This is a genomic window from Nostoc sp. NMS8 (assembly GCF_017115045.1).
In the GTDB taxonomy this organism is placed as follows: domain Bacteria; phylum Cyanobacteriota; class Cyanobacteriia; order Cyanobacteriales; family Nostocaceae; genus Nostoc.
In genome coordinates this window covers 26,005-39,614 of the sequence record NZ_JABXKK010000046.1, presented here as the reverse complement: position 1 = coordinate 39,614, position 13,610 = coordinate 26,005, and the positions used below count along the sequence as shown (strand labels likewise).

Sequence of the window (13,610 nt, the reverse complement as noted above, 5' to 3'; positions counted from 1 at the left end):
TAAGTAATAGAAAAGGAGGACAGCACTATGGAGACGGCTAATTTAGAGCAAGCACAGGTTTCTTATAATCAAGGTCTGGCACATCTAAAGTCAGGTAATTTAGATGCAGTTATCGAGTGCTTTAGAGCAGGGTATACAGTCAGCCAACTGTAAGGATGTTCAAAACTGATTTTTCCGCAAGTAATAAAGAGAAAGCAGCAGTGTTGGCAGAAATATAACTATTGAAGAACGACTTACTCATCATCTTTTTCAAAAAGGCTTTGAATGTCTCTTGCCCCATGTATAGGGGCTTGAGTAACAGGCGAACCAAAAACCGGGATACAGCGCTTCCGGCTATTATGCAATACAGTTTTTTTCCTTGCCCTTTCCTATCAAAGCTTTCAGATTTGGGAATGTACCTCATAGCTGCCGTAAGTGCTGTAAGCTTGAAAGTCTCATTAGCGCTCTTTTATTACTCTCATAAGAGTATAATTAATTACTAAGAGTTGAACTTAGCAAGGGTATTTAATTGGGTTCAAGAACGGCTACCTCCACGATCACCGTGGTAGATCAGTACTGCGATGCCTATAGAGATTTGTTTCCAGAAGTGAGGACATTTGAAAATTTTAAACATCTTCATGCTGGAATGTTATCTGATATAAAGCGTAAATCTTTGCCAGAATAAGCTTTGGCAGTTGGTTTACACGATGCACAACCCCTGCAAAACTTTCTCACAAATTCACCTTGGTCAGTACTTGCTTTACGAGACAGGCGTTTAGAACTGACTCTCTTAATGTTAGAGGGACGTTCATTTAAGCTAGTAATTGATGAAACTGGAGATAAAAAGAAAGGGAAGCATACAGATTATGTTGCGAGACAATATATTGGGAACTTGAGGAAAGTTGATAATGGAATTGTCTCAGTTAATGCTTATAGCGTTTCCCAGTCAGGTGCGGTACAAAATTGTGTCGCAAGGTGTAGGGGCAATTCATGAATTGCCCCTATGGGTGTACCTCACATGAACGAGAACCGCTATATGGAGTATTAGGAGATTTAACTTTTCCTTTAATATTTTTAATATATAAGCCACGAAAAAGACTTGAAGTAGGAGGAGTCTATAAAACCAAACCACAATTGGCAGTCGAGATAATTGAGGCATTGCTCAAAATTGGATTTAATTTTGATTTGGTTTTAGCGGATAGTGTTTATGGAGAAAGTCCAACATTTATTTCTGTGTTGTCCAAGCATAAAAAGCATTATTTACTAGCGATAAGAAGTAATCATCGAGAGTTTAGCTTGCCAGGACAGGAGGCTAAGTATGGTGTGTGTCACTATAAGCATTGACTGACAAGCCTTTTCGCTGCTTTCTTTCCCACTATTTACTTCTCTCTGGGCTGATTTTTATTTTGTTACCCGATTACTGAATCGGTGTGATTTGAAACAAAAAATGAGATTTTAACTCATGATATGGTTCAAAAATGAGTATCCAGTTTATAGTTCACTTTTAGTATTCGAGTTTTTTTACTAATAATGATTATCGTGTAAGGGATAAAAAGACTGATACGAGAGGCGTTTGTATCAACGCTTCGGCTTGATCATCATTATTATTCAGCTACGATTTGAGTAGGCGATCGCCCAACAACAGAGCGATCGCTTGTTCAATGAAATATTTGATTTTTACTCAGATATCTACTACAACAAAAGTTTTGAATCATAACATGGGTATTTGAACCATATTTTGAATTGAAAGTTGAAGTTAGAAAAATTTTGTCAGGGATTTTTTGTGCAAGTTTTGTCCAATTATGTTTTTTCAACTCCCGTTCTAGTTATGATTCAGAATTTCAACTCTCACTCATAATATGATTCAAAGTTTTAATTTGTGATTAGCGCGAAAGCCTGAATTTTCGTTAACTCTTTTCTAATTTATGGATCAAAATTTTTCTCACATTATCATTCAAAGCATAATCGGTGTTCTAGTACTTTATTTTCCTGCTAGTCGCTAACGGGAAAAGTCAGAATCAAAAATCCGCATTATTCCATACCCGCCCAATCTTTCAAAATAGGTAGAACAAACTCAATAGGTGTTTTTTCGCACACCGTTATTCGCACTGTACTTGTGGTGCCAGGTGTAATTTTTTGCTTTGGTCCTTGAGAAGAAGACCATTTATATCCGCTTTCAGTAAATGAATCGCGTTCAAGTTCAGTAAAAATTGCTAGATGTGGACCTTGACCGATTACACTAGGTAAAATATCTGGATTGCCAACTAAACTAGCTGCACCTTGCTGTGTAACTGGAAATGCGGATACATTTATAACCTTAGCTTTGATGCCACCAAATTCTTCGCGTTTCACGGTTGAAGGTGTAATTTGCAACTCCATATCTGATTTAATTTTCTTCCCCTCACTTACGGGCAAAAATGTAACGTTAACTAACTTGGCATTTGATTCTTGTGCGGAAATAGTGGTAACTCCCACACCCGGTTCTAATTGTTGTCCAGGTTTGGCAGTAATTTCTAAAACTATACCAGTGTAATTACTGAGGATTTGACTAGTATTTTGTAACTGTAATTCTAATTGAGCAATCAGGCGTTGGGTCTCCTGAATTTCTTTGACCCGGTTGGTATTGGTAGTGAAATCCTGTTCTTTTTGTGTTGCTTGACGGCTATCCAAGGCTTTTAATTGAGCTTCTAACTCGTTGACTTGATTGATATTGCGGAGATATTCGCTTTGAGCTTGGGCTTCTTTAACTTCTAGCTGGTTTAACTGCGACTCTGCTTCGTCGATTTGCGCTTGGGCACTAATATATTCTTGCTGTGCCTGGAGTACAGTATCTTGAGGAACAGCCCCTTGCTTTAAAAGAGACTTGCGAACGCTCCAGCGTTTCTGTAACGTGGGTTGTAATTGGCGTAACGTTTGTAAGCGTTGACGAAGATTTTCCCGTTCTTTTTTCAGCACATCTAATCCTTTTTCTCGCAGCACGGGAGTCAGGGATTGCACCGTTTTCAGACTTTGTTGTAAAGTCTGCCGTTGTTGCTCTACAGCATCTTTTTCCAAGTTAAAACGTTGCATCTGCACTAAGCTTGCTGTTTGGTCTTGGATTCGTAGTTGCAGCAGTTTGTCACGGGAAAGCTGTAATTGCTTGCGTAATTCGGATTGGTCAATTGTGGCGATAACTTGACCTTTTTTCACACCATCACCGACTTGCACATTCAGTTCCAGGATGCGTCCGGGATTGGATGCTTGGACTGTGACAACCTTACTCGGATAAATTAGTACCCCTCGACCTGACACAATAATTGGGATGCGTCCGAGTACACTCCATGCAGTACCTAATGCCACCAAAGAACCAAGAGCAAATAATGAAAACCAGCGCTTAGGATTGGTTATTTTAATTAATTGGTCTAGTTGTTCTGGAGAAGCCACTTTGTTTAGGGCTTCTTTGCGAAATAGACTATTTTTCTCTGTATTTTGCTGCGTCACCATTTCATTTTCCCCCGATTTTTATTTATGAAAAAGGAGTAGGGAGTGGGAGGAGATGAGGGAGATGAGGAAGACGAGGGGATAAGGAAGACGAGGGGATAAGGAAGAATATCTCCCCAATGCCCAATACAACTCTTGGAGACGCTACGCGTAGCTTGCTTCCCCGCAGGGAAGGGCAGTACAAGTGCCCCATACCCCATGCCCAATACCTAATCAATTCCAATTTGCTTCAACATCCACTCAAACCGCGCACCGGCTAACGCCACTTGCGTGAGAAAATCCGAATTTAGCTCGTTGGCATAAGATTTGTGCAAAGATTGCCCGCTGCTGTAAGTCAATCTGCCATATCCCAGTCGTTGGACGATTGCTGCTTGCTTATCCGCTAACAAAATTGCCAAAACGCGATAAAACCGCACCGCAAACCCGACATCATGTAATAATTTTGCCGCCAAGCGCCAACGAGGAATCGATAACACCCGCGAATCTCGCACTGCTTTGACTGTAACCGCAGGGGGTTGTACCTCAAGAAACGGAGTCTCACCAAGAATATCGCCCCGCGATAACCGCGCAAATTCTTGCTCTAAAGGTTGTTGGCTGCCTTCTAAATTAGAAAAAGCTCGCGCTAATGGGTTAATCTCTGCTGCTGCTGCATTCAACCCCACGGCACCATCAAGTAAAATATGTAAAGCCTCAATTGGTCTACCACTGCGAATTAACACCGTATCAGCAGCAATTTGTTGGACTCGTCCCGCAGCAATTAGCCATTCGATATCGCTATCGTGCAACTCTGCAAAGATAATCAATGCTTCTCGAAGTTGCGGCTTAGTTAAAATTACCGTACTCCGTCCGAGTTGATTCATTATTTGCTCCAGCCGATTCGCCAACAAAACTGCACTTGCACGGTAAAGGTGCGCGGCAAAATCAAGGTCTTGGTGCAACTTTTGAATTAGTCGATTTCTGGGAATTGTCAAAACTAAGGATTTGGTTGTCGCACGAACTGTAGTAGACGGTAAGTAAGTTTCTATAAAGGGAATTTCTCCTACCATCTCCCCACTTGCTAGTCGAGCAATTTCCCGTCCGGGTAACGTTCCTCCTTCTAGCGCTGCAAAAGCGCGACCCAATGGATTTGTATCCGGTTGAGTTAGCGAAACCGTCAATCCACCATCTAAAAGAATATGCAGTGCCTCGAGGGGTTGACCTTGCTGAATCAGAATGGTTCCCGACTCAATTTCTACTTGATGTCCCGCTGCTAACATCCAATCTATATCTTGATTGCTCAGTTCCTTTAGTAGAACTTCTGTCATTTAAATAAACTCCAGATGAAATCAATGTCTGGGAAGACAAATGATTTTGAAATAGTTTGATGGTAAATTGATTATCTTCGCCCAAAAAGTGCAGCTAATCCGCTAAAAAAGCTCATAATATCGTTTGGAGAATTCAATCCAAAACCAATAGCTTGAAACGCAGAAGAAAATATATTGGAAGATTGGAACATAGAATTTCTTCTACTACATTTTCTTCTGGAGCTACTTCGCTGGGCTGAAAAAATATCACTTTTTTCAAACATCGAGCTAGATAAGAAAATGCTGATTCCACCAGAGATTCCGTCAAGTTCTTCTTCAGATAGTTCAACATTTGTATGATTTCTGTCTATCTCATTAGACATTTGTTTCTCCTTTGGCTTTTGCTGATACAAGCAGGTTAATCACTTGTCTTTGAAAGCGATTAACGATTTCTGAAATTAAACTATTTCTGGGAGGTAAGGACTTATGCAGGTGTGTGGGTGAATCGCCTAACTGGGAATGATTAAAAATTTTTAGGGTGAGTTACCAACACCGTAACGCACCCAAATTTTATTACCATCGACACTTTTGACTATTGAGGTATTACCAAGCCAACATTTGGAACATAACCAAAAATTTGCGAGCTATCACTCCAATAGAGTTCTCCTGATGAATTAGTACCCAGATCAATGTAACAGGCAACTGTATAATATGGATGAGAAATATCTTGGAATTGTGAACCATTAAAGTAAGACCACTTACCATTCGAAGTTATAAGATAAACTGTACCAGCTTCAGATTTACATAGATTTCCAACGAAATGGATATTAGAACTTTGTGGATGGGAATTTGTAGAATTAAAAATAGTACTCCTAGTCTGCTTAATTATATATCTTCCTGCCTTATTACCAAGAAAACGTAAAATCTTTTGACGAATTGAAGGTGGAATTTTAGGCAGTTTAGGCAGCTTAAATTTTGGAGCAGCTTCAGCAGATTGTCCAATCTCTAGACGAAAATTTTGAATGCTATCAAAGTTGTTAAAAGAAGGGGTAACTAATGCAAATGAGATGAAAAATAGACCAATTAATGACCGTTTCATGTTGTATTTCTCCGGAAATATGATTAAATATCAAGCATAAATAAGTAAAGTTTAACTAAATATAAGTAAGTAAAAAATAAGTCTGGAATGTTGGTTTTAATGATATTTGAAAAATTTTTGTTAAAATTTGCGTTGTCTAGATACCCGACTTGTTTGAGAAGTCGGGTATCTCATTTTTCACGAATGATTTAGGACTGCTATAGTATTTTAGTGGCGTTGCATATTTGTAAGATGAATTAAGATTTTTGACTAAAGCTCAAGGTAGATTCTTTACGTCTTGACGCGCCAGCTGCTTATAAAGGAAATCTTTAAGACCGCGCTGCCTTACCTTTGTGTGAGGCAAAAATTATTCTATCAATCAGCAACGCCTTATTTTAGTTATGCAATTTGCGACTTATATTAACAAATTTCACAACTTGCGCTGGATCATTGAGAGCTAAAGAAGTATCACGAAGGTCTACTCTTATAGCATCAATCACACCATCATGATTGGCGTCTATATTGTAAGCAACACCTGTGTGGTCAGTAATTCCATCGTGATCGCTATCAATTGCGAGTAATAATCCACCGAAGATATTATCTCCATCAGCATCGATCGCCCCAATAATTTGCACGTCTGGATCTACTGGAACTTCTAAAGAGCCATCAAAGAAGATAGCATCGAATAAACCTGTTAAAAATTCCCAAATTTCTTGCATAATGACACCTATTTTTTTTGATTTTATGAGGTGGGCAAAATGCCCACCTGAATCAGCTTTATTAACCAACAGCGATCGCCTGACCAGCAGAACTGAAGATTTCTTGAACGTTGGTTAAAGAAGCAGTACCGCTACCATTGGGTCCAGCGAAGGTTTGTTGACCAACTGTGAGATTTTTCTGTGAGAAGGTGTTGTTAGCATCGGATGCAAAGCCTTGAACATCACCAAAAGTAATTGCCAATCCACCAGCTAGGGTGTCGAGTTCGCCTTCAGATAATTCAACTGCAAGGATGTTTTTGATATCAGACATGATGTTTTCTCCGTTATTGTGTAAATAAATTGGGTGAAATATATCGGCTTTGGTGGGCATTTTGCCCACCTGAATCATCTTTATTAACCAACAGCGATCGCCTGACCAGCAGAACTGAAGATTTCTTGAACGTTGGTTAAAGAAGCAGTACCGCTACCATTGGGTCCAGCGAAGGTTTGTTGACCAACTGTGAGATTTTTCTGTGAGAAGGTGTTGTTAGCATCGGATGCAAAGCCTTGAACATCACCAAAAGTAATTGCCAATCCACCAGCTAGGGTGTCGAGTTCGCCTTCAGATAATTCAACTGCAAGGATGTTTTTGATATCAGACATGATGTTTTCTCCGTTGTTTTATTGTTGTATTTTTCTCTGGGATATTGCAGTTTATTTAACCGATTTGTTGTTGTCTTGGTTCTCTTCGCTGCGTTTCCTTTCGATGTGCTTATAATAGGAAACTCGCCAGGAAGTGTACATCGTCAAAACGTTTGGTTTGCACCTTGGGTTATATCCACCAAAGCGACTCCTACTAAAGTTGGAGTTCCTAGAGAAAGCAATTTTGAACGAAAAATATTAGATATTTCCGAAAAATAATGTAGAGACGTAGCAGTGCTACGTCTCTACAAGGGTTATGGATAAGGCATATTTAATTTATGGAAATGTCTATTTGGCTTACTCCCCTTCCTTTGCAGGGAAGTAGGGATTAGGTTTGTATTGAACTCAACTCAGAAGCAGTATATATATAATCGGGTTTACGGTTTTCGTGGTTGGGAAAAATATGCTTGAGTTAATGGGGTTCAGATATATGAGTAAAAAAGAGCGTTGGTAGAAATTAGGAAAATGCTATGTCGTCTAAAACTTGCGTCTCAATTTACGCTGCTTCTCTCTTTAATCTTTATTAGTGGAATTGCATTAGGGGGATTTGCGTTGTCTCAAGCGCTTGAGCAAAAAGCCGAAGTGGAAATGAGTTATCGAGGGCAGATGGCGATGCAGATGGTCAATGCAGTTAAAAGTTATACAATTAACGACATAGCAACTCGATTTGCTCAAATAACCGATCCAGAAACTCAGTTTATTCCAGAAACTATACCCAGCTTGGCAGCAAGACAAGTATTTGACACGCTGAAGGAAATCTGGAAATACAAAGATTTTATTTACAAAGATGCAACTTTAAATCCGACTAATTTAAATGACCAAGCAGACCGATTTGAGGCAAAATTAATTGAGCAGTTTCAGGGCGATCGCACTCTCAAAACTCTCTCTGGTTTCCGTTTTCAGACTGGCGACAAACTATTTTATAGCGCTCAACCTCTAACTGTGACCAATTCAAGCTGTCTTAAATGTCACAGTTCACCAAAGCTTGCTCCCAAAAGCCATGTAGAAAAATATGGGATTCAAAACGGTTATGGCTGGCAATTAAATCAAGTTATCGGTACCCAAGTTATTTATATACCTGCTAGTGAAGTCACAAACAACGTTCGGCAAGCACTTGTTCTATTCATCAGCATATTTATTGGCATTTTTGCATTAGTACTAGCCTCTGTTAACTATCTACTTAAGTGGAGAGTAATTCAACCTTTAAAGCCAATGGCGCAACTTGCCCAAATAATTAGTCTCGATACCATTAACGCTCACGAAGTCAGAGTATTGGAACCAGAGGAGTTAAGCAAAATTGCTCAACGTCGAGATGAACTAGGACAACTTGGGCGGGTGTTTCAAAAAATGGTGCGCGAAGTTTGCGATCGCCAACAGCAACTATCTGAACAATTAAAGCAGCTACGAGTAGAAGTTGACCGGACTCAAGTAATACATCAAGTCGCGGAAATTGCTGAAACAGATTATTTCCAGAAGTTGCAACAAACTGCTAAAGATATTCGCAATGAATGGAATGAATAGGGGAATGGGGAATGGGGAATGGGGAATTGGTTATTAATTCTTCCCTTACATCTTGCACTCTTGCACTGGAAGTCGCGGCTACACAGGCAAAACCCGCCTGCGCGGGTTGAAAACATTGATTTTGCGTTAGTCCTCGCAGGTGGACTTTGTTTGTATAGCCACGATTTCTAATCGCTAGGACTAGGTGCAAGATGTGAGTTCCCCCCACTCCCCACTCCCCAATCCCCGTAAATTTAAAAAATAGAGGAATACATAAATAATGGCGAAAATTATCTCAATTCACTCTTTTCGCGGTGGAACTGGTAAATCTAATGTAACTGCGAATCTGGCAACGGCGATCGCTCGTGCAGGATACCGGGTTGGAATTGTAGATACCGATATTCAATCACCAGGAATTCATGTCCCTTTTGGTTTGGATGACACGAAGGTAAAATACACGCTAAATGATTATTTATGGGGACGTTGTGCAATTGACGCCGCTACCTATGATGTTAGTTCAGTATTCACAACACGACAAAAAACTAACTGGTTTGGAAATAATCGAAGCAAAATCTACCTAATTCCATCCAGCATCAAAACGGGTGAAATTTCGCGGATTCTGCGTGAGGGATATGACGCTCGTTTGCTCAATGATGGGTTTCGCCATTTGGTGCAGCGTCTTCAGTTAGATTACCTATTTATTGATACTCATCCTGGAATTAATGAAGAAACTCTTCTTTCTGCCATTATCTCTGATGTACTATTAGTAATTCTGCGCCCCGACAAACAAGATTATCAGGGAACGGCGGTGACAATCGATGTCGCCCGAAAATTAGAAGTGCCAAAAATGCTGTTGATTGTGAATAAAGCATTACCTAGCCTAAATTTTGAGGCATTAAAGCACCAGATTCAAGGAACTTATAATGTCCCAGTGGCCGGGATTTTACCTGTTTGTGAAGAGATGTTTCATTTGGGAAGCAGTGATATTTTTTGTTTGCGCTACCCCGAACATCCCTGGACAAAAACTGTGAGTGCGATCGCCAAACACATCAGCGAAAGCAGCAAACCAGTAAATCAGCCATTTCAACTAGGAAGAAGGTGCGATCGCTGAGGCAGAAGGCAGGAGGCAGAAGATTGCAATATAGCTTTCTTGCTAAGAGGTTGTTTGAAAAGTAGTTAGCTGTGATTTTAGGCACTTGTTGATCCCCCCTTTCAATGGTAGGGGTTTAAAAATCAGGCAGTAGAGAGAGTGATTTGAGACACATGAAGTTGTGGAGTCAAGGTTGGCCAAGGCTCAGGAAAAAAACTACCGATTGGTAATGGTAGACGTTTGAGAACAGCAGCCTTAATGACTAAAAATCCCCGGCGAAAACAACTCAAGCAACGATGGAGAAGACTATTTTTGAAATTGCGTCGTGCCACATGAGTTGGTGGTAAGTCATCTAAACTACTAATGGGTAGATTGGCATCAACTTCTCCACCAACGCTGACTTGCCAAAAGCTGGTTTACGAGTCGCAAAAGCTGGTTTACGAGTCGCAAAAGCTGGTTTACAAGTCGCAAAAGCTGGTTTACAAGTCATAAAAGCTGGTTTACAAGTCACAAAAGCTGGTTTACCGAAGTGAAAAAACCTGTCGATAATTTTGCATGAGTTCCCTAACGCCAGAAATAGAAGGATATAACCCAATACAGTTCCAGTTATCTGTTAAAGCATCAAGCAGGAGAAAAGAGTGTTTTAGGCTAGTTTACTCTTCTTCACATAAATAATTTGGTGGGAATAAACAAAACTATATTACAAAAAGTAAATACACCTGAAACCTTGCAAATGACGAATGACAAATGACAAATGACTAATGACTAAGTAAATTGCTTTTACTTCAAGGATGTGAAAAAATTATGGATAAATAGCTTTAAATAAAAAATATTGTGGCTTCAGCATCAAGATATTGGGAATTTGTCAAGTTAAATTCTACAAATAAACGTAGGGTTGAAATGATGGTAGTTGCTCGAACTTATTTTCACTCATTATTTCCAGAAAAAGTTGAAGTTGGTGATGCAACAATTCAGCGACAACTTTGGCAACAAATGCGTGTGAATAATCAAACCGATACAGATGCATCCAATTTGCCAGAAATTTGTCTTCGCTGCTATATTTCTCACAGAATATATCAAGTTTGCTTCGATTTAGGAACTAAATTTGGCAGTCGTAACGGTTTTAGTTGTGAAGATTTGTTGCCGTTCGTATTGGATGATGAGGTACTTTTAGCAGCGCAAACCCAACAAACAAGACCTGGATCTTCTTATCAATCTTTAGCGACTACTGTTTTGAAAACATTCGATCCAGCTAGAGGGTCGTTGAATACATGGGTAAGTCGCTATGTTAAACAACATCCCGAACTCAAACGATTTTTGCTCCAGCATGGTGTTTTTTTGGTGAGCGATTGGGCGCTTTTAAATGATACCAATTCTAAGGAGGTACAACGAATTTTTACTGAGATGTATCGTTCTGCAAAGATTGAAATTCAGCAAGCCTGTGATTTATTGATAAGTTACCACGCAGTTTATCGGCAAGACCGCATAGAACAACGACTTACGGGAGGAACTCTACCCTGTCAGCCACCAACACTTGAGCAGTTAACTCGCATTGCAAATCACCTGCAAACCCTGAGTGGTAAGAAACTTAGCACAGAGGTAGTGTTAAATCAACTTTCGGCGATCGCCTCTAAGCTCAGACGGTATAGAATTGCTGCACAAGGTGGTTCTGTTTCGTCGGTTTCTTTTGACCAAACTGATGTGCAAGCAATTGTCGAGCGATCGCAAATTCATCAAGATGACGAAGAACAAAATGAATTTCTAAATTTATATCAAAATCAATTCCGTGAAAGTTTAGACCAAGCTATTTCTCAAGCTGTTAATGATTTTATTAATAAGCTACAACGGAAACGGAATACTGTTGAAGAATCTTTTATTAAAGCCTTGCATCTTTTTCATTGTCAAGGCGAATCGATGAATCAAATTGCACCTCAAATTGGTTTAACAAAACAATACGAAGTCACCCGCTTATTAAAACTTAGCGAATTGCGTGCTGATATTCGCCAAAAGCTGTTATTGATTTTGCGCGATCACGTTATTGATCTTGCTACACACTTCGCTAACTCCGAACGCTTGCAAAGTTTGGATCAACAGGTAGAAGCGATTTTAAATGAGCAAATTTCTGACATGATTCAACAAGCCGAATCAGAAGTCAAAAATCCCATTCGTAATCAACCGCTACCTAGTCTCTTAGCTCGTCGCCTCTGTTATTATCTCAATTCTAGGAATACCAAATTATGATAAATCAACCATCACCTCAAGACTTCAGCGATTTGCTCGATTGGCGATCGCTCAAGTCAGCGCGAACGGAATTATTACCAGAGCATTTCCAACAAGCTGCACGTTTGAGTAAATTGATATATCTCCCGCAACAACGCTGGCAAGTTTATCTTAGCGCTTTGGCAGTTTTGGGATTTGAGCAATGGCTAAAAGAACGCGCTCCCGATTTACATATACAGACCGATTCTGCCTCCATTTGGCAACCTGCATACGCAAATTTACTAGCTGTGGCTTATAATATTCGGGTTGGTGATTTTAAAATCTGCTTGATCACTTCCAGTAATTTAACTGATCAACATAGCGTCCCTTTCGCAGCTTTCGATATCCCTGATTTTGCTGCTCATTTCTATGTGTTAATGCAAGTTGAAGAGGAGGAGCAGCAGGTTGCTGTATCCAGCTTCATGAACTACGAGCAGTACGATCGCTATCAAACAGCAGCAGGGTTAGAGATAGATGCAGATTGGACATATACCTTACCCTCAACTTGGTTTAACCCAGACTCAGATGCTTTACTGCTAAATCTCCGCTGTCTGCAAGCAGATGCAATTAAATTGCCGACACTTAGTCAAACTACACAAAATAATACAGTTTTTGCACTGCGACAAAAGCTGATAAATCTAATATCTCAACTCAAAAATAAGTATATTTGGCAAGTTTTAACAGTAAAAGAAGGTACTATTCTGCTAAGTAATCCCGACTTAGTTAACTTAGCGTACAAAGGTGTATCTGCTGCTTCCGTGCAACCTTTAATTAACGTTGGTTTGTGGTTACGCGATCGCATTGATGGATTAGCTCAGGAATTGGGTTGGATGTTAATGCCATTGCCTGTATTGTCAGGAATGCGATCACTACAAGATGAGTTTGACCAGATTCGAGCTGGATTGGAACAGCAAGGAGTTCACATTCCCCCAACTGCGCGGGGTGCTTACCGCGACTTGGAATCAGAGCAAGGTAGCGTGCGGATGTACGTAATTATGTGGGTGCTATCAGAAACTACAGAAAAACCTGAATGGATGCTGTTGGTTGCCTTGGGTTCCCAACCACAGGCGCAAATGCCAAAAACATTGAAGTTGGAGGTGCGTGATGAAGCACAGATATTATTTGGAGAATCGCTGCAAGGAACAAGCCAAGGTATACTCTATGCTCAAGTTATTGGTGATTTAGACGAGAAGTTTTGGGTAACTGTAACTGCGGATGATGCTGTATTTGAGATTCCGCCTTTTGGTTTGGAACTGGAAAAATAATTCGTAATTCGTAATGGGCTACGCCCCGCTACGCTAACGTAATTCGTAATTCGTAATTCGTAATTCGTAATTCTGAATTATATAAACCAATTGATTTCGCTAATAATAATCTAAATTGCTATTAAACCAAACTCCTAATATCATGTCCTTTGGAATCACCATAATATCCGCACTACCCCAAAGAGCCAAAGCTAAAGGCTCCCCTCCCCTTAGCAAGGCTACCGTGTATACACAAGTTATCAAATCATTACCAGTCCTTGAATTACCCCACCCTAA

Annotated in this window: 14 protein-coding genes and 1 pseudogene; 7 read left to right on the top strand and 8 right to left on the bottom strand. The window is 40.0% G+C overall.

The window, feature by feature from the left end; translation table 11 throughout:
• Positions 1–27: 27 nt before the first annotated feature.
• The 3 genes and pseudogenes from HWQ39_RS07875 (at position 28) to HWQ39_RS07865 (ending at position 1,323) form a co-directional block, all read left to right on the top strand.
• Positions 28–153, top strand: coding sequence for a hypothetical protein (locus HWQ39_RS07875; protein WP_277926785.1), 126 nt, complete (start codon positions 28–30; stop codon positions 151–153).
• 355 nt (positions 154–508) lie between these two features.
• Positions 509–919, top strand: a pseudogene (locus HWQ39_RS07870) (transposase); the annotation flags it as partial.
• Between the two features lie 50 nt (positions 920–969).
• Positions 970–1,323: a transposase gene (locus HWQ39_RS07865; RefSeq protein ID WP_292843275.1), complete on the top strand. Its 354-nt coding sequence runs from the start codon at positions 970–972 to the stop codon at positions 1,321–1,323.
• Positions 1,324–2,010: 687 nt separating this feature from the next.
• Here HWQ39_RS07865 and HWQ39_RS07860 read toward each other — a convergent pair.
• The 7 genes from HWQ39_RS07860 to HWQ39_RS07830 form a co-directional block, all read right to left on the bottom strand.
• Entirely contained in the window at positions 2,011–3,462 is a 1,452-nt protein-coding gene (locus tag HWQ39_RS07860; protein ID WP_292843273.1) for an NHLP bacteriocin system secretion protein, read from the bottom strand.
• A 206-nt stretch (positions 3,463–3,668) separates the two neighbouring features.
• A complete protein-coding gene (locus tag HWQ39_RS07855; protein WP_292843272.1) occupies positions 3,669–4,763 on the bottom strand; it encodes a cyclic nucleotide-binding domain-containing protein in 1,095 nt (364 codons plus the stop codon).
• Between the two features lie 71 nt (positions 4,764–4,834).
• Positions 4,835–5,125, bottom strand: a complete 291-nt coding sequence (locus HWQ39_RS07850) for a CTB family bacteriocin (protein WP_292843270.1) — start codon at positions 5,123–5,125, stop codon at positions 4,835–4,837.
• Between the two features lie 209 nt (positions 5,126–5,334).
• On the bottom strand, positions 5,335–5,841 hold the full coding sequence (locus HWQ39_RS07845) for a hypothetical protein (protein ID WP_292843268.1): 507 nt from the start codon (positions 5,839–5,841) through the stop codon (positions 5,335–5,337).
• A gap of 374 nt (positions 5,842–6,215) precedes the next feature.
• Positions 6,216–6,539, bottom strand: coding sequence for a hypothetical protein (locus tag HWQ39_RS07840; RefSeq protein WP_292843266.1), 324 nt, complete (start codon positions 6,537–6,539; stop codon positions 6,216–6,218).
• Positions 6,540–6,600: 61 nt separating this feature from the next.
• On the bottom strand, positions 6,601–6,849 hold the full coding sequence (locus HWQ39_RS07835) for a CTB family bacteriocin (RefSeq protein WP_292843264.1): 249 nt from the start codon (positions 6,847–6,849) through the stop codon (positions 6,601–6,603).
• 83 nt (positions 6,850–6,932) lie between these two features.
• Entirely contained in the window at positions 6,933–7,181 is a 249-nt protein-coding gene (locus HWQ39_RS07830; protein WP_292843264.1) for a CTB family bacteriocin, read from the bottom strand.
• 591 nt (positions 7,182–7,772) lie between these two features.
• On the opposite strand from HWQ39_RS07830, the gene HWQ39_RS07825 reads away from it, so the two are divergent.
• On the top strand, positions 7,773–8,741 hold the full coding sequence (locus HWQ39_RS07825) for a DUF3365 domain-containing protein (RefSeq protein WP_292843262.1): 969 nt from the start codon (positions 7,773–7,775) through the stop codon (positions 8,739–8,741).
• Between the two features lie 259 nt (positions 8,742–9,000).
• On the top strand, positions 9,001–9,831 hold the full coding sequence (locus HWQ39_RS07820) for a MinD/ParA family protein (protein ID WP_292843260.1): 831 nt from the start codon (positions 9,001–9,003) through the stop codon (positions 9,829–9,831).
• 331 nt (positions 9,832–10,162) lie between these two features.
• On the opposite strand, the gene HWQ39_RS07815 is transcribed toward HWQ39_RS07820, so the two are convergent.
• Complete coding sequence (locus HWQ39_RS07815; protein WP_292843258.1) at positions 10,163–10,300, bottom strand: hypothetical protein; 138 nt, start codon at positions 10,298–10,300, stop codon at positions 10,163–10,165.
• Positions 10,301–10,644: 344 nt separating this feature from the next.
• Here HWQ39_RS07815 and HWQ39_RS07810 point away from each other — a divergent pair, with 344 nt between their 5' ends.
• Both HWQ39_RS07810 and HWQ39_RS07805 read left to right on the top strand, forming a co-directional pair.
• Entirely contained in the window at positions 10,645–12,051 is a 1,407-nt protein-coding gene (locus tag HWQ39_RS07810; RefSeq protein WP_292843256.1) for a hypothetical protein, read from the top strand.
• Positions 12,048–13,334: a DUF1822 family protein gene (locus HWQ39_RS07805; RefSeq protein WP_292843254.1), complete on the top strand. Its 1,287-nt coding sequence runs from the start codon at positions 12,048–12,050 to the stop codon at positions 13,332–13,334. The genes HWQ39_RS07810 and HWQ39_RS07805 overlap by 4 nt, the downstream gene beginning before the upstream one ends.
• Positions 13,335–13,610: the final 276 nt, after the last annotated feature.

Excerpts from the sequence above, each read along its gene's own strand:
- HWQ39_RS07875 (WP_277926785.1), top strand. The coding sequence starts at position 28 with ATGGAGACGGCTAATTTAGAGCAAGCACAGGTTTCTTATAATCAAGGT.
- HWQ39_RS07865 (WP_292843275.1), top strand. The coding sequence starts at position 970 with ATGAATTGCCCCTATGGGTGTACCTCACATGAACGAGAACCGCTATAT.
- HWQ39_RS07860 (WP_292843273.1), bottom strand. The coding sequence starts at position 3,462 with ATGGTGACGCAGCAAAATACAGAGAAAAATAGTCTATTTCGCAAAGAA.
- HWQ39_RS07855 (WP_292843272.1), bottom strand. The coding sequence starts at position 4,763 with ATGACAGAAGTTCTACTAAAGGAACTGAGCAATCAAGATATAGATTGG.
- HWQ39_RS07850 (WP_292843270.1), bottom strand. The coding sequence starts at position 5,125 with ATGTCTAATGAGATAGACAGAAATCATACAAATGTTGAACTATCTGAA.
- HWQ39_RS07845 (WP_292843268.1), bottom strand. The coding sequence starts at position 5,841 with ATGAAACGGTCATTAATTGGTCTATTTTTCATCTCATTTGCATTAGTT.
- HWQ39_RS07840 (WP_292843266.1), bottom strand. The coding sequence starts at position 6,539 with ATGCAAGAAATTTGGGAATTTTTAACAGGTTTATTCGATGCTATCTTC.
- HWQ39_RS07835 (WP_292843264.1), bottom strand. The coding sequence starts at position 6,849 with ATGTCTGATATCAAAAACATCCTTGCAGTTGAATTATCTGAAGGCGAA.
- HWQ39_RS07830 (WP_292843264.1), bottom strand. The coding sequence starts at position 7,181 with ATGTCTGATATCAAAAACATCCTTGCAGTTGAATTATCTGAAGGCGAA.
- HWQ39_RS07820 (WP_292843260.1), top strand. The coding sequence starts at position 9,001 with ATGGCGAAAATTATCTCAATTCACTCTTTTCGCGGTGGAACTGGTAAA.
- HWQ39_RS07815 (WP_292843258.1), bottom strand. The coding sequence starts at position 10,300 with ATGACTTGTAAACCAGCTTTTGCGACTTGTAAACCAGCTTTTGCGACT.
- HWQ39_RS07805 (WP_292843254.1), top strand. The coding sequence starts at position 12,048 with ATGATAAATCAACCATCACCTCAAGACTTCAGCGATTTGCTCGATTGG.